This window comes from Micromonospora sp. NBRC 107095 (assembly GCF_030269705.1).
GTDB lineage: Bacteria > Actinomycetota > Actinomycetes > Mycobacteriales > Micromonosporaceae > Micromonospora > Micromonospora parva.
Genome location: NZ_BSTU01000006.1, coordinates 59,236 through 77,132 on the forward strand (window position 1 = coordinate 59,236; position 17,897 = coordinate 77,132).

Sequence of the window (17,897 nt, forward strand, 5' to 3'; positions counted from 1 at the left end):
AGGTCAGGCGAGCGGGAGGTAGACCCGGCTACCGCCGGAGATGAACTCGTCCGACTTGTCCTTCATGCCGCGCGCCGCGTACTCCTTGAGCTCTTGGGTGATCTTCATGGAGCAGAACTTCGGGCCACACATCGAGCAGAAGTGCGCGGTCTTCGCCGGCTCGGCGGGCAGGGTCGCGTCGTGGTACGAGCGGGCCGTCTCCGGGTCCAGCGAGAGGTTGAACTGGTCCTCCCAGCGGAACTCGAACCGCGCCTTCGACAGGGCGTCGTCCCAGGCCTGCGCGCCGGGATGCCCCTTGGCCAGGTCCGCCGCGTGGGCCGCGATCTTGTACGCGATCACGCCCGCCTTCACGTCGTCCCGGTCCGGCAGGCCGAGGTGCTCCTTCGGCGTGACGTAGCAGAGCATCGCGGTGCCGAACATGCCGATCATCGCGGCGCCGATCGCCGAGGTGATGTGGTCGTACGCCGGCGCGATGTCGGTGGTCAACGGACCGAGCGTGTAGAAGGGCGCCTCGTGGCACCACTCCTGCTGAAGGTCCACGTTCTCCTTGATCTTGTGCATCGGTACGTGACCGGGGCCCTCGATCATCACCTGGACGTCGTGCTCCCAGGCGACCTTCGTCAGCTCGCCGAGGGTACGCAGCTCGGCGAACTGCGCCTCGTCGTTGGCGTCGGCGATGGAGCCTGGGCGCAACCCGTCGCCGAGGGAGAACGTCACGTCGTACTTCGCGAGCAGCGCGCACAACTCCTCGAAGTAGGTGTAGAGGAAGTTCTCCTCGTGATGTGCCAGGCACCACGCGGCCATGATCGAACCGCCACGGGACACGATCCCGGTCACCCGGTTCACGGCCAGCGGTACGTACGGCAGGAGCACACCGGCGTGCACAGTCATGTAGTCCACGCCCTGCTCGGCCTGCTCGATCACGGTCTCCCGGAACACCTCCCAGTTCAACTTCACCGGGTCGCCGCCGACCTTCTCCAACGCCTGGTAGATCGGCACGGTTCCGATCGGCACCGGGGAGTTCCGCACGATCGCCTCCCGGGTCTCGTGGATGCGCTTGCCGGTGGACAGGTCCATCACGGTGTCCGCGCCCCAGCGGGTGGCCCAGGTCAGCTTCTCCACCTCCTCGGCAACCGACGAGCTGACCGCCGAGGTGCCGATGTTGGCGTTCACCTTGACCAGGAACGCCTTTCCGATGATCGCCGGCTCGCACTCCGGGTGGTTGACGTTGAGCGGGAGCACCGCCCGTCCGGCGGCGATCTCGGACCGAACGAGTTCCGGGTCGACGTTCTCCCGGATCGCCACGAACTCCATCTCCGGCGTCACCACACCGGCCCGCGCGTACGCGAGCTGCGTCGGCCGGCGACCGTCCACACCGGCCAGCGGGGTGCCCGGCCCCCGTACCGGCGCCACATCACCCCGCTCGGCGATCCACGGCCCCCGCAACGGCGGCAGCCCCACCTCCGGGTCCGAACCAGGACCCGACGTGTCGTAGAGCCGCACCGGTGGCAGATCCCCGGTCAACCCCACCTCCGCGAACGGCACCCGGACATCCGGCCGCGAACCCTCGACGTACACCTTGCCTCGTGCGTGCATGACAGCCTCCTGGTGATCAGGCGGACCAGCCGAAGTGGTTCAGCGGCCCGCGCCCCGCGCCCAGCTCCCAGCCCCGCGCGCCGGTCAGCGCACGGAGCACGTACTCCTTGGCGGCCCTCACGGCGACCGGCACCGCGTCGCCCCGACCGAGCCGCACCGCGATGGCCGCGGAGAACGAACACCCCGTGCCGTGGGTGTGCCGGGTGCTCACCCGGGGCCCGCGCAACACTGTGGTGACCCCCGCGCCGTGCAGCACGTCGACCGCCTCGCCCCCGTCGAGGTCACCGCCCGTGACCACCACGTACTCCGGGCCGCCGGCCGCCAGAGCCTCGGCGGCCACGACCATCGCGGCCACGTCGTCCACCGGACGTCCGGTGATCGCCGCCGCCTCCGCGCAGTTCGGGGTCGCCACCCGGGCGTACGGCAACAGCCGCTCCACCGCGCCCACCACGCCGAGCCGGTGACCACTCGTGGCGACCAGCACCGGATCGACGACGAGTTGCGGCAAGCGGCCGTCCCGGGCCGCCTCGGCCACCACGTCAGCGATCGCCGGGGTGCCGAGCATCCCCGTCTTCACCGCGGCGACGGTGAAATCGGTGAGCACGCTGTCCAACTGCTCGGTGACAGTGCGCGGAGGCAGCGGCAGTACCGCGTCGACACCCCGGGTGTTCTGCGCGGTGACCGCCGTGAGGACGCTGGCGCCGTACGCGCCCAGCGCGGCGAAGACCTTCAGGTCGGCCTGGATGCCGGCACCGCCGCCGGAGTCCGAGCCGGCGATGGTGAGGATCGTGCTCGGGGTCATTTTCCTGAGTTTCTGGTTTGGGGGTGTGGCGGGTCGTGGTTGGTTGCTGCTTGGGGCTGCGGCCGACCGTGCCCACTCCGGGCGGTCAGGCTTGATCCCTGCGTGGGCACGGTCGGCCGCAGCCCTGACGTGGAGGCCCGGGTGACCCCGCGCCGGGCTTGGGCCAGCTCAGGGGTGACCCCGTGCCGGGTTTGGGTCAGCTCCGGGGTGACCGCCTCTTGGAAGGCTCTGGTGAGGGTGGTGGCTGTTTCGGTGGGGTCTGGGGATCGCATGAGTGCGCCCAGCACCGCTACTCCGGCGGCTCCCGCTTGGACGCAGGCGGTTACCTGGTCTGGGGTTTCGATGCCGCCCAGTGCCAGCACGGGCACGTTGCTGACCTCGACCAGCCTTTGCAGGCCGTCCGGTCCCAGGGGTGGGCCGTAACCCGGTTTTGTCCTTGTGGGGTGGACCGGGGAGACGGTGGCGTAGTGCTCGGTGGTGAGGCGGGTCAGCTCGGTCTGGTTGTGGCAGGAGCGACCGACCAGTTGGTGGGGTGGCGGCGGGTACGGGCCGGCGGCGGGCAGGTGCACGGCGTCGCCGCCGAGCGGGTCCGGGCCGGCCACGACGAGGGTTCCGCCGACGTCGGCGAGGATCGCCCGCAGGTCGGTGGCGAGGGCGGCACGTTCGGCACGGGGCAGGTCCTTCTCCCGCAGTACCACCCAGCGCACTCCCCCGGCCGCCGCCGCGGCCACGACCCGGTCGAGCCCGCCCCGTGCGACGAGCCGATCGGTCAACACGACGACCCCGGACGGCGCTGTCACAGCTCGGGTCTTCCCTCGTCGGGGGTGGAGGCGAGCGCGTGGAAACGGCGCTCGATCCGGCCGGCCCCGGCGGCCAGCCGGCCCGCCTCGACCGCGTACCGCATCGCCGTGGCCATCGCCACCGGGTCGGCGGCCCGGGTGACGGCACTCGCCAGCAGCACCCCGTCACAGCCCAGCTCCATCGCCAGCGCCGCGTCGGACGCGGTGCCGATGCCAGCGTCGAGGATCACCGGCACGTCGACACCCTGCCGGATGAGCCGGATGTGGTGCGGGTTGCCGACGCCGAGCCCCGAACCGATCGGCGAGCCGGCCGGCATCACCGCGGCGCAGCCCACGTCGGCGAGGCGGCGGGCGAGCACCGGGTCGTCGCTGGTGTACGGCAGAACGGTGAAGCCGTCGGCGACCAACTCCTCGGCGGCGCGGAGCAGTTCCACCCCGTCGGGCAGGAGCGTCCGCTCGTCGCCGATCACCTCCAGCTTGACCCAGTTGGTGTCGAACGCGTCCCGGGCCAGCCGGGCCACCTTCACCGCCTCGGTCGCGGTGTGGCAGCCGGCGGTGTTGGGCAGCAGGCGTACGCCGCACCGGTCCAGCAGTTCCAGCAGGCCACCGGTGGAGCCCGGCGCGGTGCCCACCCGCCGCAACGCCAGGGTGACCAGCTCGGTCCCGGACGCCCGGATCGCCTGCTCCAACACGTGCAAGTTCGCGGCGCCGCCGGTGCCGAGGATCAACCGTGAGGTGAAGGTCTCCCCACCCAGCTCGAATGGCACGCCGCTCACCCGCCCTGCGCCGCGGTGAGCACCTCGACCCGGTCACCGTCGCGCAGCGCCCGGGCCGGCCAGCCGGTGCGCGGCACCACCTCGCCGTTAACCGCGACCGCCACCCCCCGTGGGTGCGGCACGATGTCGCCGACCAGGTCCGCCACTGACGCGCCGGCGGGAACGCTGCGCCCGGCCCCGTTCACCGTCAACTCCACGGGTTCCCCTCCATCGTCGGTTCAGGTCCGCCCACGACGGCACCGGTCGGACCGAAGCGGTCCGCCCGCAAGGGCGTGAGCAGTGGGTCGGGTCCGCCGCCGAGCACCAGGTCGGCGATCAGGTCGGCGGTGATCGGGGTGAGCACGATGCCGTGCCGGTGATGCCCGGTGGCGGCCAGCACGTCCGGCCGGTCGGGCAGCGGGCCGAGGATCGGCGCGTTGTCCGGGGTGCCCGGGCGCAGCCCGGCGACCGCCTCGACCAGGTCGTACTCGGCCAGTTCGGGCAGCAGGTCGACCCCGGCGCGCAGCAGCCGCTGCACCGCGCCGGCGGTGACAGTGGTGTCCGACCGCTCCTCGACCGTCGCGCCGAGCACCACCTCACCGTCGGCGCGGGGCACCAGGTAGACGTGCTCGCCGTCGGCGTACCCCCGGATCACGTGCCGGAAGCCCGGCGCGAGGCCGTCGGGCGCGCGAAGCCGGAGGATCTGACCCTTCACCGGCCGCACGGGCAGGCCGGTGAGCGCGGCGGCCCCACAGCCGGCGGCGACCACCGTGACACCGGCGTCCAGATCGGACAGCCGTCGGACCGGTTGTGGCACGAGCACCACGCCGGCCCGCTGCGCGGCCGTGCGCAGCGCCGGCACCAGCAGCCGAGGGTCAACCTGGTGGTCGGTGGGCGCGAGCGCGCCGCCGCGCACCCGCGGGGCGAGCGCCGGCTCGCGGTCGCGCAGCTCGCTGGGGCGCAGCGGCGTCACCGGCAGGCCCAACCCCTGCTGGTACGCCCAGAGCCGGCGCGCCTCGGCCAGGTCGTCGCCGGTGAGCCCGACCATCACTGTGCCCTCGGTCCGGTAGCCGATCCCGACTCCGGTCGTCTCGGTCAGCTCGGCGGCGAACGCCGGCCAGCGGGCGGCGGACGCCACCAGCAACGCGGTCAGCTGCCGTTCGCCGAAGTACGCCTCGGCGACCGGGGAGAGCATGCCGGCGGCCACCGACGACGCCCCCGAGCCGGGTGCGGGATCGTGCACCGCCACCCGCAGCCCCCGCGCGGCGCAGCGCCAGGCGATCGCCAGCCCGATCGGCCCCGCCCCCACCACTGCCACGTCCGGCCGGACCCGGTCGCTCGACGGCGCTGACGGGGACCGGCCGGTCAGCACGTCAGAGCCTCGATCAGCGCGGCGGTCGCCCGTGCCGGGTCGGCGGCGGCGGAGACGGCACCGACCACCGCCACCCCGTACGCCCCGGCGGCCCGCAGCGCCGGCACCCGGGCGGCGGTCACTCCACCGATCGCGATGACCGGCACGTCGACGGCGTCGACGACGGCACGTACGCCGGCGGGCCCGATGGGATCCGGCAGACCGGTCTTGGTGCTGGTGGTGTGGCACGGTCCGACGCCGAGGTAGGTGGCTCCCGCCGCGACGGCCTCGCCGGCGGGGCCCGGCGCGCGGGCGGTGGCGCCCAGCACGCCGGTGGGGCCGAGCACCCGGCGGGCGGCGGCGACCGGCAGGTCGTCGGCGCCGACGTGGCCACCGGCGGCGCCGACCGCCAGCGCCACGTGCAACCGGTCGTTGACCAGGCAGGACGCCCCGTACGAGGTGCAGAGCGTCAGCACCCGTCGGGCCAGGTCGTACGCCTCGCGGTCGGTGGCGGAATCCTCCACCCGGACCTGCACCACCAGCTCGGCACGGGCCGCGCTGAGGGCGGCCCGGACCACGGCGAGTGGGTCACACCCGGGTCGGGTGTCCGTGATGAGATGCAATCGTCCCAGGGACGGCACGGCAACGCTCCTCCCTGCGCCGGCATTACCCGGATCAGGTTCGACGGTCGGGGGCTGTCAGCCCCCCTCTCAGCCCGGTACACCGGGCTCCCGTGGGTTACTTGCGTGTCACCGTACGACAGATCCGCCGGCCTGCCAAGGCGCCGGGTCGGCGGCGGCCGGCGGGCCGGACCACAACAGAACGATCAAGATCCATGGGGCACTTCATGCGGTCCTGTTCGGAATGTCGCCTGCCGTTGCAGAACCGTTACCCGCCCGCATCTTGCCCGACATCGAGCCAGCCGAATTAATTTGTTCAGCGATTCGACAAAATGTCGGTGGGGGCACCCTGGCACGGCGTCACCACCGGCTCCATCAGGGACGGCCTTCGGCGAGCCGACTCCCGCGAGCTCTGTCACTACGACACAGGAGGCGGCGTGTCCCGTTCTCGTCGTGCCCGCGTACCCATCACCGCAACCCTGATCTCCCTGGCCATGGCCTCGACCACCCTGTTCGGCACGCCCGCCCAGGCGGCCGCCCAGGTCCCCCCACGGGATGCGAAAGCCGCAGCCCCGGTCAGCCAGGTGGCGCCAAAGGCGCCAAAGGCCGCAGCCGATCCCTACTCCGTCCTGATCTTCTCCAAGACCGCCGGCTTCCGGCACGACTCCATCCCCACCGGCATTGCCGCCATCCAACAGCTCGGCGCCGCCAACGGATTCACCGTTGACAACTCCGAGGACGGCGCGGCATTCAACGACGCCAACCTGGCGAAGTACAAGGCGGTGATCTGGCTCTCCACCACCGGTGACGTGCTCAACGCCGAGCAGCAGGCGGCGTTCGAGCGCTACGTGCAGGCCGGCGGTGGCTACGTCGGCATCCACGCCGCGTCGGACACCGAGTACAGCTGGGCCTGGTACGGCGACCTCGTCGGCGCGTACTTCGCCAACCACCCGCAGAACCAGCAGGCCACGGTCAAGGTCGAGGACCACGCCCACCCGTCCACTGCGGAACTGCCGGACCGCTGGTCCCGCTTCGACGAGTGGTACAACTACCAGACCAACCCTCGGCCGGACGTCCACGTGCTGGCCAGCCTCGACGAGAAGAGCTACACCGCCGGTGCCGGCGCGATGGGTGCCGACCACCCGATCGCCTGGTGTCAGGACTTCGACGGCGGCCGCTCCTGGTACACCGGAGGCGGACACACCCGGGAGTCGTACGCCGAGCCTGGCTTCCTCTCCCACCTGCTCGGCGGCATCCAGACCGCCGCCGGTGTGGTGGGCGCCGACTGTGGCGCCTCGAAGACCTCCAACTTCGAGAAGATCTCCCTGGACAGCAACACCAGCAACCCGATGGAGCTGGACATCGCCCCCGACGGGCGGGTCTTCTACATCGAGCGCGACGGTCGGGTGCAGATCATCAAGCCGGACACCGGCAACACCGTCACCGCCGTCGACCTGGACGTCTTCACCGGCAACGAGGACGGCCTGATCGGCATCCGGCTCGACCCGGACTTCGCCACCAACAAGTGGGTGTACCTGTACTACGCCCCGAACGACGGGGTCACCCGCAACCTGCTGTCCCGCTTCACGGTGACCGGTGACACCATCGACCCGGCCAGCGAGAAGCAGGTGCTGCGGGTCGACACCCAACGCAACACCTGCTGCCACGCCGGCGGCAGCATGACCTTCGACGGCGAGGGCAACCTGTACCTGGCCACCGGCGACAACACCAACCCGTTCGAGTCGAACTCGTACTCGCCGATCGACGAGCGGGCCGGCCGCCAGGACTATGACGCGCAGCGCACCTCCGCCAACACGAACGACCTGCGCGGCAAGGTGATCCGGATCCACCCGGAGGACGACGGGACGTACACCGTTCCGGCCGGCAACCTGTTCGCGCCGGGAACCGAGAAGACCCGTCCCGAGATCTACGCGATGGGCTTCCGCAACCCGTTCCGGATCGGCACCGACCCGAAGACCAACACCTTGTACGTCGCGGACTACGGGCCGGACGCCAACTCCGACAACCCGAACCGCGGCCCTCGGGGCCTGGTCGAGTGGAACATCGTGACCCCCGGCAACTACGGCTGGCCGTACTGCACCGGGACGAACGAGGCGTACAACGACTACACGTTCCCGTCCGGCCCGAGCGGCGCGAAGTTCGACTGCGCCGCGCCGGTGAACAACTCGCCCAACAACACCGGCCTGACCAACCTCCCGCCGGTCGTCCCCGCGACCGTCGACTACGGGTACGCCGGTGACGCGCGTTACCCGGAGATCGGCGGCGGTGGCGCACCGATGGGCGGCCCCGTCTACCGCTACGACGCCGACCTCAACTCCACCCGCAAGTGGCCGGCGTACTACGACGGCAAGGCACTGCTCGGCGAGTGGAACCAGAACAAGATGTACACCATGCAGCTGACCCCCGACGGCAAGTCGCTGGTGGACATCAACCAGCTGCTCACCGGCATGAGCATGATCCGGCCGATGGACTTCGAGTTCGGCCCCGACGGCGCGTTGTACCTGATCGAGTGGGGCAGCGGCTTCGGCGGCAACAACGACAACTCGGGCGTCTACCGGATCGACTACACCGCCGGGGACCGCGCACCGATCGCTGCGGCGTCCGCCACCCCGACCTCGGGTGCGGCGCCGTTGACGGTGACCTTCTCCAGCGCCGGATCCCGGGACCCGGACGGTGGCACGCTCAGCTACGCCTGGGCCTTCGGTGACGGGCAGACCTCCACCGAGGCGAACCCGACCCACACGTACGCCACGGCGGGCAACTACACCGCCCAGCTCACCGTCACCAACCCCAAGGGCCGTACCGCGGTGGCCAACGTGCCGGTCACCGTGGGCAACACGTCCCCGACGGTGACCATCGAGTTCCCGCCGGACGGCGGGTTCTTCGACTGGGGCGACCAGGTCCGATACACGATCAAGGTGACCGACCCGGAGGACGGGGAGATCGACTGTGACCGGGTGAACCTCCAGGTGCTCCTGGGTCACGACGAGCACGCCCACCCGTTGGAGCAGCACACCGGCTGCACCGGCACCGTCCAGACGTCGCTCGCCTCCGGGCATGGCGCCGAGGCGAACGTCTTCGCGGTCTTCGAGGCCACCTACACCGACGACGGTGGTGCCGGCGGCGCCAGCCCGCTCACCGGTCGGGTGATCGAGGTGTTGCAGCCCAAGCGCAAGCAGGCCGAGTTCTTCACCGCGACCGGGCGCGCTCCGGTGAGCACCGGCGGCGGCGACGCCGGCGTGCAGCGGGAAACCGGCGCCGACACCGCCGGCGGCGGTCAGAACATCGCGTTCATCGAGGACGGCGACTGGTGGTCGCTCGCCCCGGCGGACCTGACCAACATCACCGAGATCCGGTTCCGGGCCGCCTCCGCCGCCGCTGGCGGTCGGATCGAGGTTCGCGCCGGTGCGGTCGACGGACCGGTGGTCGCCACTGCCACCGTGCCGGCGACCGGCGCGTGGCAGACGTACACGGACGTGAGCGCACCGGTCACCGGCGCCGCGAGCGGCTCGCTGTACTTCCTGGCCCGCGACCCGAACGGCGGCACTGGTTCGCTGTTCAACGTCAACTGGATGGACTTCGTCGGCCGCGGTGTCACCGAGAACGCGCCGCCGGTGGTCAGCGCCACGGCCACCCCGGCCACCGGCACCGCACCGGTCACCGTCGCCTTCGACGGCACGGCCACCGACGCCGAGGGCGACACCCCGCTGACGTACGCCTGGGACTTCGGTGACGGCGGTACGGCGACCACCCTGGACGCCAGCCACACCTACACCAGCGCGGGCACCTTCACGGCCACCCTCACGGTGACCGACAGCAAGGGCGCCAAGTCGTACGCCACGGTGCCGGTGCGGGTCGACGCGCCGGACACGTCCTGCTTCGGGGCGCGTTCGGACGACTTCAACGGCAACACGCTCGACAAGGACCGCTGGACCAGCGTGATCCGGGAGAACCAGCTCTACTCCCTCAGTGGCGGCGCACTGCGGCTGCCCACCGCCGTGGGTGACCTCTACGGTGCACGCAACGACGCCACCAACCTGGTGCTCCAGCCGGCTCCGACCGGCGCGTGGGAGATGACCACCAAGGTCACTCTGCCGGTGACGGCCAACTACCAGCAGGCCGGCCTGCTGGTGTACGGCGACGACGACAACTACGCCAAGGTGGACCTGCTGTACAACGGCAGCCGGCGGGTGGAGTTCATCCGGGAGACGGCGGGCACGCCGCGCAACGAGTCTGCCGACGCCACCAACGCACCGGCGGGTGACACCGTGTACCTGCGGGTCACCAGCGACGGGACGAACCTGACCGCGTCCGTTTCGAGCGACGGCCAGACGTTCACCCCGGTCGGCCGTTCGGCCGCGCTCGCCGGCATCACCAACCCGCGGATCGGGGTCTTCGCGCTCAACGGTGGCACCGAGGCACCGGTTGTCGACGCGGCCTTCGACTCGTTCCAGGTGACGCCGGACGCCCCGGCCGGGCCGGTCGACCCGTCGGACGAGTTCAACGGCACCACGCTGGACAAGTGCCGGTGGGACGCGATCCTGCGGGAGGACCCGACCGGTTACCGGGTCACCGGTGGCGCGTTGCGTATCGACGTGCCCAACGGTGACATCTACGGCACCGACAACACCGGGCCGAAGAACTTCATCCTCCAGACCGCGCCGTCGGGCGACTGGACCCTGGAGACGAAGGTCGACGGCAGCCTGCTGAACGAGCAGTACCAGCAGGCCGGTCTGCTCGTGCAGGCCGACGACGACAACTACCTGAAGTTCGACTTCATCGCGGACAACCAGGCCGGCTCGGCGGTGACGCGGCGGATCGAGTTCCGCAGCGAGATCGCCGGTACGGTGCAGAACCCGCAGCCGGAGGTGACCAACCTGACCAGCGCCGTCTGGCACCTGCGGTTGGCGCGCGTCGGCGACACGTTCACCGCGTCGTACTCGGCGGACGGGACGGCCTGGACCGCGTTGGAGGCGCTGACCAACACCGCTGTGGGTGCCACCCCGAAGGTGGGGCTGTTCACCCTCGGCGCCAACCAGACGGCGTCGAAGACCGCCTCGTTCGACTACTTCCGGCTCAGCACGGAGGTGGCCGACGAGACCGCGCCGGTGACCACCGCGGCGGTTTCCGGCACCCCGACCGACGGGTGGTACACCGGACCGGTGACGATCACGCTCACCGGCGCCGACGAGGCCGGCGGTAGCGGGCTCGCCAGCACCGAGTACCAGCTGGACGGGGCCACCACCTGGACGGCGTACACCGCTCCGGTGGCGGTCAGCGGGGACGGCGAGCACGAACTCCGGTTCCGCTCGACGGACAAGGCCGGCAACGTGGAGGCGACCAAGACCGTCTCGGTCAAGATCGACGCCACCGCGCCGGTGACCTCGGCGACGTTCGCTCCGGCGAACGACGCCGGTTGGCACAACGGGACCATCCCGGTCGTGCTGACCTCGACCGACGCCGGTTCCGGCGTGAAGACGGTGGAGTGGTCGCTGGACGGTGGCGCGTGGACGCCGTACTCGGCTCCGGTCGAGGTGACCGGCGACGGGCAGCACGAGCTGCTGTTCCGCTCGACGGACAAGGCGGGCAACGTCGAGACGCTGAAGTCGGCGGTGCTGCGCATCGACGGCACCAAGCCGACACTGCTGGTGTCCGGTCTCGCCGACGGTCAGCTCTACGGTGACAGCCAGGACGTCCGGGTTGCCTGGCAGGCCGTCGACCCGACCTCGGGCATCGCCAGCGTGGTCGGCCAGCTCGACGGCCAGGCGTACGCCAGCGGCACGCTGCAGGCCATGTACGACCTGTCGCTCGGCCTGCACGAGCTGACCGTGACCGCGACCGACAAGGCGGGCAACAAGACCACCTCGACGGTCCGGTTCTTCGTCACCACCTCGTTCCGGGACATGCAGAGTCTGCTGGACCGGTTCAAGGCGACGGGGCGGCTCTCGACCAAGGCGCACAAGCAGCTGTCGAACAAGCTCGACGCTGTGCGGGCGTCCGAGGCGGCCGGCGACGACAAGGCGGCCGTACGGCAGCTGACCGCGTTCCGGACGCTCGCCTCTGACACCACCCTGGTGCCCGAGGCGGAGGTCCGGGACGTCCTGATCCGGGACGCCGACGCCATGATCGTTCGGCTCGGCGGCGCGGCCAGCAAGGCCGGGGTCAAGGCGAACGACGGCGACTCGGTCAAGGGCACCGGACGGCTCGGTGGCGACGCCACCCGGCTGGCACCCGGTCGCCAGCTCTGATCCGACGAGGCCCCTCCCCGGCGCTGCGGCGTCGGGGAGGGGCCTCCCTCATCGGTAGGGAGGGGATGTCCGTGACGGGTATCCGCAAGGTGTTGGCCGCCGGGTCCGTCGGACTGGCCCTGACCCTGTTCGCCGCCGCCCCGGCCGCACAGGCGGCCCAAGCGGCCCAGACGGCCCAGACGGCCCAGACGGCCCAGGCGGTGCGGGCCGTTCTGGCGGCCCGGGCGGCGCAGGCCGACAAGCTCAAGCTCACGGTGGCCGGCGACGGCGCTCAGGGCGTCACCATCCAGGCCAGCTACACCGATGGCCGGCGGCTCGAACAGGTGGTGCGGCTGGTCCTCACCGCCACCGGCCCCGACGGGCAGAAGGTCGGGCCGGTGCAGTTGGAACCGCAGCCCGAGGGGCACGGCTTCTACAGCAGCGGCCCGGTGCTCTCCACCGGCACCTGGAAGGTGACGGTGAACTCCCCCGCCCCGTTGCCGGGCAAGGCCACCGCCACGGTGCAGGCCCGGGCGGCGCAGTCACCGCCGGCGCCCGAGCCGGTCGCGGTGACGAAGCCAACGGACGGGGCAGGCGGGGCGGGCGCCCGCTGGTGGCCGTTCGCGGCAGCCGGTCTGGTCCTCGTCGCCGCGGCGATGGGGGTGGCCATGCTGTTCGGCCGCCGCCGCACCGACTGACGAAGACGATCTCGCCGCCGCACCGGCTGACCACGACGATCTCGCCGGAGCGGTCGACTGACCAACACTGACGACGAAACGGGCCGGGCCGCAACCAGCGGCCCGGCCCATCGTCATCTCACCCACCAACCCGGGGTTGGTCGGTCACCGCCAGCCCGTACTGGCGTCACCTAGCCGCAGCGACCGGCATGATCGACTCGACTCTCATGAAACCGCGCATTCCCCGGCCCCAGGTCACCCCGACTTTCAGGAACACGAGTGGATCAAGGCGCCGCGCCGGTCGCGCCGAACCGCGCCAGCCCGAGCCGCTCAGAGGATGGCGCGCAGCGCCGCCAGGTCGTCGTCGCTGGGCTCCCAGGTGCCGGCGGCGGCGTTGGCGCGTACCTGCTCGGGCGTGGTGGCACCGGCGATCACCGAGGTCACCGCCGGCTGGGCGGCCAGCCCACCGATCGCCACCTGGAGCATGCTCAGACCCCGCTCGGCCGCGTACGCCTCGATCGCCTCGATGGTGTCCCAGTCGGCCGCGGCGAGCCGCTCCGCGTACCGGCCACCGCCGGAGAGCCGACTGCCGGCCGGGGGCTGCTCACTGCGCTTGTACTTGCCGGTGAGCAGGCCGTTGGCAAGCGGGAAGAACGGCAGCATGCCGAGGCCGAACCGCTCGCACGCCGGGATCACCTCGGCCTCCACCGAGCGCTCCACGAGGCTGTAGTGGTTCTGCGCGCTGATGAAGCGGGCCCGGCCGTTGGACGAGGCGACCCAGTCCGCGTCGGCGATCTGCCAGCCGGCGAAGTTGGAGTTGCCCAGGTAACGCACCTTGCCGTCGCGGACCAGGTCGTCCAGGGCGGCCAGGGTCTCGTCGATCGGGGTGCCCGGGTCCGGCTCGTGCATCTGGTACAGGTCGATGTGGTCGGTGCCGAGCCGGCGCAGCGACGCCTCCACTGCACGGGCGATGTAGCGCCGCGCGCCCCGCGCCCCGTAGTCCGGCCCGTTGAGGCCGTTCATGTCCATGCCGAACTTGGTGGCCAGCACCACGTCGTCCCGGCGGCCCTTGAGTGCCTGCCCGAGCAGCTCCTCGGAGCTGCCCTGCGGATCGCCGTAGATGTCGGCGGTGTCGAAGAGGGTGATCCCGGCGTCCAGCGCGGCGTCCACCACCGCCCGGGTGCCGTCGAGGTCGAGCTTGCGGCCGAAATTGTTGCAGCCGATGCCGACCACGGACACCACGAGCCCGGAGTCGCCCAGCCGGCGATAGGTCATGTCAGTCACGAGATCCACCCTATGCCGGCCGGGTGCGGGCCGTCCCGGCGGAGGCCGAGCTGAGCACCTCGGTAAGCAGCTCACGGGCGGTTTCGCTGCTGCCCGCCAGCCTGACCGACCCTCCCGGGGCCACCGAGACGATGCACACGCCCAGCGGCCCCCGGAGACGCTCACGGAGCCTCGAGATCAGCAGGTGCGGGTGTTGTAGGTGGCCCAGTAGGGGCCGCCGCCCTGAGGCGGGTAGAACCGGTAGTTTCCGTCGGGCGAGCGCTGCAAGACGAACTCGTGCGCGCTGTACGCGCTCCTGGAGCCCCGTGCCCCCCGGTACACCACGTACCGCCACCCGTTCTGGTCGTCGTCCTGCACGAGCCTGTCGCCGGCCTTCGTCCAGCTGTTCCGGCCAGCGGAGCCGTCCGCGCCGAGGCTCTTGTCCCGCTGGAAATTCCTCGTTGCGGCATCGGTCTGGTCGCCGAAGATGCCATCGACCCCGGACGAGGGCAGGTAACCATTTGCCCAGAGAATGGTCTGCCACAGACAGGTGACGTTCGAGCTGCGGTGCGTTCCGACGTTGACGACGCCCTCGTCATCGAAATCGTCAGATACCGCACCGGTGCCGTAGACGTACGCCCTGCCCGAGTAGGAGCCGCTGGCCACAGCCGGCGTGGCGAGGGTGACGTTGATGCCGATGGCCAACGCCGCGCCGACTGCGGGGACCGCAGCCCTACGGAGCACGCGGCGGATGGAGCGGAGCGAAGACATGCATCTCCTTGCTTGGACAGAGGTGGATACTTCGATGGGCGATGGGACGGTTGAACGGTAAGGTGGGGCCGGTACATCCGCCGCACAATTGGCGTACAGGTCACCCGCCCGCCCCGTCATCCCAGGCGCGGTGCGTCTGGAGACGGATTGCAGCGCCCATCTGTGAGGTGCCCGGTTGCGTTTCGAGATCCTCGGCCCGATCCGGGTGTACCGCGAGGGCCGGCTGGTTCCGCTGGGCTCGGTGAAGCAGCGTCTCCTGCTGGCCACCCTGCTGTTGCGCCCGAACGAGGTCGTCGGCACCAACGAGTTGGCCTTGATGCTCTGGGGCGACGAAGAGCCGGTGTCGGCTGCTGCGAACCTCCGCACCTACGTGCGCGGGCTGCGGCAGTCGCTCAGCGACGGGGCGTCCTGGGACGGGATCACCGCGGTGGCGGGCGGCTACCGGCTCCGGGTAGGCCCCGACGAGCGGGACCTGGACCTTTTCGACGCTGCGGCGGCCCGGGGGCGCGACGCTCTCGCTGCCGCCGATATGGACCTTGCCGAAGCCGAACTCTCCGCCGCACTGGGAATCTGGCGCGGGGCACCGCTGTCGGGTCTGCCCCTGCGTTCAGCTCTGGCCAGGCGGGTGGCGCAGATCGAGGAGCGCCGGCTGCTCGTCGAGGAGGACTACGCCGAGGCGGTGCTGGCGCTCGGCGCGCCGGCCGAGGTGGTACGCCGACTGCGGACCCTCCTCGACCGGCACCCGCTGCGGCAGCGGGCGTGGGGCCAGCTGATGGTGGGCCTGTATCGCATCGGCGATGTGGCCGGCGCATTGGACGCCTTCCGGCAGGCTCGGCAGGCGCTGGCGGAGGAGACCGGCCTCGATCCCACGCCGGAACTCATCAAGGTCTACGACGACATCCTGCATCACCGACCGGGATTGGCAGCGCAACCGCCATCGGGGTCGAACAGGCCGGGGCCGCACATCCTGCGCCCCGAGCAGCTACCGCGCGCGGTACCGGAGTTCGTTGGCCGCAGCGCCGAGCTCGCCAGCCTCGACGCGCTACTGGACGGCGACGCGCAGAGGTCGACCACCGTGGTCATATCCGCGGTGTCGGGCATGGCTGGAGTTGGCAAGACCGCCCTGGCCTTGCACTGGGCGCACCGGGTTGCCGACCGTTTCCCCGACGGCCAGCTGTATGTGAACCTTCGGGGTTACGACGAAGCCGGGGTGGTGTCCCCGCTCGACGCCCTGTCCGAATTCCTCGAAGCGCTCGGCGTGCCCCACGCCCGGATACCCGCTGGCACGGAGGCCCGGAGTGGCCTCTACCGCAGCCTCCTGGCCTCTCGCCGGATGCTCGTGGTGCTCGACAACGCCCGCGACTCCGCCCAGGTTCGCGCCCTGTTGCCCGGTGCCGGCGGCTGCATGGTCGTGGTCACCAGCCGGGACCGGCTCGGTGGCCTGATCGCCGCCGAGTGCGCGGCGCCGTTGACACTGGACGTGCTCACGGCGGACGAGTCGATGAGCCTGCTCGCCGGTCGGATCGGGGCCAGCCGCCTTGCCTCCGAGCCGGCCGCGGTGGACCACATCGTCGAGGCCGCTGGCAGGCTTCCACTGGCGCTGTCGATAGTGGCGGCACGCGTCGCCACCCATCCCACGTTTCCGCTCGGCGCCATCGCCGCCGAACTGCACTCCACCGAAGCCCGGCTGGACGCGTTGGCCGACGGTGACGTGCGGCGCGTCTTCTCCTGGTCGTACCTGGCCCTGGGGCAGGACGCGGCGCGGCTGTTCACTCTGCTGGGGCTGCATCCGGGCCCGGACCTGACCGCCGCCGCGGCCGCGGCGCTCGCCGGCGCGCCGACCGCAGCCGTTACGTTGAGACTGCGGGAGCTGACCCGGCTCAACCTGCTGGCCGAGCACGCGCCTGGCCGCTACGCCTTCCACGATCTTCTACGCGCCTATGCGGCCGAACTCGCGGAGTCCTCGGAGCGCGCCGACGAACACGCGGCCGCCCGACAGCGCCTGTACGACCACTACCTGCACGCCGCCTATCCGGCCGCGCTACTGCTCCAGCCGCAGTGGCCCCCGATCGAGCCGGTTCCGCCGCTGCCCGGACCCACCAGGCGGCCGGTGACCGATCACGGCGGCGCGCTCGCCTGGTTCACGGCGGAGCACCGGGTGCTGATTCGAATGGTTCGGCAGGCCGCCGAGAACGGGTTCGAGGCGTACGCCTGGCAGATCGCCTGGGCGTTGACCACCTTCGTCGCGCCGCGTGGCCTGTGGCAGGACCAGCTCGACATCCAACGGGTCGCGCTGGCCGCCGCGGAGAAGATCGACGACCTGGCCGGCCAGGCTGCTGCCAACCGGCTACTCTCCCGTGCGCTGACCCGACTCGGCGACCGCGATGCCGCCGAGGACCGGCTGAAGCGCGCACTCGAGCTGCACGAACGCCTCGGCGATCCGACTGGTCAGGCGCAGACGCTGCACAACTACTGTGAACTCTGCTATCTGGACGGCCGCTTCGACGAAGCCCTCGCACACGGTCGTGAGGCGCTACGGCTCTACCGGTTGGTCGGCAACCGCTCGGGTGAAGCTCGGACACTCAACGCGATCGGTTGGCTGCTGGCGACCACCGGCGACTATGTCCAGGCCATCGAGAGCTGCACCGAAGCACTCGACCAGCAACGACGGAGCGACGATCGCAACGGCCAGGCCGCGACGCTCGACAGCCTGGGTTTCGCCTACCACCGCCTCGGTGAACGCGACCGCGCGGCCGACTGCTACGAGCAGGCGATCCAACTTTTCCGCGACTCGGCCGACCGCTACCACGAGGCGGAGACCCTCATCCGACTCGGGGACACCCGGGAAGGGATGGGCGACCTGACCGCTGCTGCCGCCGCCTGGGGCCAGGCGGTGCGAATCTACGAGGACGTGGGCGACCCCGCAGCCGCGGAGGGCCGCCGACGCCTCGAACGCCTGGTTCCGTCCTAGCCCTCCGAGCTCAGCTGTGCGGCACCTCGACGGCGCACAGCCG

12 protein-coding genes and 1 riboswitch are annotated in these 17,897 nt (G+C 71.2%); of the genes, 3 read left to right on the top strand and 9 right to left on the bottom strand.

The window, feature by feature from the left end; translation table 11 throughout:
* Positions 1–3 precede the first annotated feature (3 nt).
* The 7 genes from thiC to thiE all read right to left on the bottom strand — a co-directional run bounded on the left by thiC (position 4) and on the right by thiE (position 5,945).
* Positions 4–1,596 (bottom strand): phosphomethylpyrimidine synthase ThiC, encoded by a 1,593-nt coding sequence (gene thiC, locus QSK15_RS25930; protein ID WP_285796761.1) that lies wholly within the window; start codon positions 1,594–1,596, stop codon positions 4–6.
* 16 nt (positions 1,597–1,612) lie between these two features.
* Positions 1,613–2,398, bottom strand: a complete 786-nt coding sequence (thiD, locus tag QSK15_RS25935; protein ID WP_285796762.1) for a bifunctional hydroxymethylpyrimidine kinase/phosphomethylpyrimidine kinase — start codon at positions 2,396–2,398, stop codon at positions 1,613–1,615.
* On the bottom strand, positions 2,395–3,198 hold the full coding sequence (locus QSK15_RS25940; protein WP_285796763.1) for a thiamine phosphate synthase: 804 nt from the start codon (positions 3,196–3,198) through the stop codon (positions 2,395–2,397). Before QSK15_RS25940 ends, thiD begins: the two co-directional genes overlap by 4 nt.
* Positions 3,195–3,974 (bottom strand): thiazole synthase, encoded by a 780-nt coding sequence (locus QSK15_RS25945; RefSeq protein ID WP_285796764.1) that lies wholly within the window; start codon positions 3,972–3,974, stop codon positions 3,195–3,197. Before QSK15_RS25945 ends, QSK15_RS25940 begins: the two co-directional genes overlap by 4 nt.
* Positions 3,971–4,171: a sulfur carrier protein ThiS gene (gene thiS / locus QSK15_RS25950; protein WP_285796765.1), complete on the bottom strand. Its 201-nt coding sequence runs from the start codon at positions 4,169–4,171 to the stop codon at positions 3,971–3,973. The genes QSK15_RS25945 and thiS overlap by 4 nt, the downstream gene beginning before the upstream one ends.
* Positions 4,162–5,325: a glycine oxidase ThiO gene (thiO, locus tag QSK15_RS25955; RefSeq protein WP_377617384.1), complete on the bottom strand. Its 1,164-nt coding sequence runs from the start codon at positions 5,323–5,325 to the stop codon at positions 4,162–4,164. Before thiO ends, thiS begins: the two co-directional genes overlap by 10 nt.
* Positions 5,319–5,945 carry a thiamine phosphate synthase gene (thiE, locus tag QSK15_RS25960; protein WP_285796766.1) on the bottom strand — a complete coding sequence of 209 codons (627 nt, stop codon included), beginning with the start codon at positions 5,943–5,945 and terminating at the stop codon, positions 5,319–5,321. Before thiE ends, thiO begins: the two co-directional genes overlap by 7 nt.
* Positions 5,940–6,049: riboswitch (TPP riboswitch) on the bottom strand. It overlaps the preceding gene by 6 nt.
* Before the next feature lie 312 nt (positions 6,050–6,361).
* Between thiE and QSK15_RS25965 the strand changes: the two genes are divergently transcribed.
* Positions 6,362–12,193 carry a ThuA domain-containing protein gene (locus QSK15_RS25965; protein WP_285796767.1) on the top strand — a complete coding sequence of 1,944 codons (5,832 nt, stop codon included), beginning with the start codon at positions 6,362–6,364 and terminating at the stop codon, positions 12,191–12,193.
* Between the two features lie 71 nt (positions 12,194–12,264).
* The gene (locus tag QSK15_RS25970) at positions 12,265–12,870 is read left to right on the top strand and encodes a hypothetical protein (protein WP_285796768.1); all 606 of its coding nucleotides are present in this window, start codon (positions 12,265–12,267) and stop codon (positions 12,868–12,870) included.
* A gap of 309 nt (positions 12,871–13,179) precedes the next feature.
* Here QSK15_RS25970 and QSK15_RS25975 read toward each other — a convergent pair whose 3' ends face one another.
* A complete protein-coding gene (locus QSK15_RS25975) occupies positions 13,180–14,142 on the bottom strand; it encodes an aldo/keto reductase (RefSeq protein ID WP_285796769.1) in 963 nt (320 codons plus the stop codon).
* Between the two features lie 168 nt (positions 14,143–14,310).
* Entirely contained in the window at positions 14,311–14,883 is a 573-nt protein-coding gene (locus QSK15_RS25980) for a peptidoglycan-binding domain-containing protein (RefSeq protein WP_285796770.1), read from the bottom strand.
* 175 nt (positions 14,884–15,058) lie between these two features.
* Here QSK15_RS25980 and QSK15_RS25985 point away from each other — a divergent pair, with 175 nt between their 5' ends.
* Positions 15,059–17,854 (top strand): AfsR/SARP family transcriptional regulator, encoded by a 2,796-nt coding sequence (locus tag QSK15_RS25985; RefSeq protein ID WP_285796771.1) that lies wholly within the window; start codon positions 15,059–15,061, stop codon positions 17,852–17,854.
* Positions 17,855–17,897 lie beyond the last annotated feature (43 nt).

Coding starts and splice junctions, on each gene's coding strand:
- thiD (WP_285796762.1), bottom strand. CDS start 2,398: ATGACCCCGAGCACGATCCTCACCATCGCCGGCTCGGACTCCGGCGGC.
- thiC (WP_285796761.1), bottom strand. CDS start 1,596: ATGCACGCACGAGGCAAGGTGTACGTCGAGGGTTCGCGGCCGGATGTC.
- QSK15_RS25980 (WP_285796770.1), bottom strand. CDS start 14,883: ATGTCTTCGCTCCGCTCCATCCGCCGCGTGCTCCGTAGGGCTGCGGTC.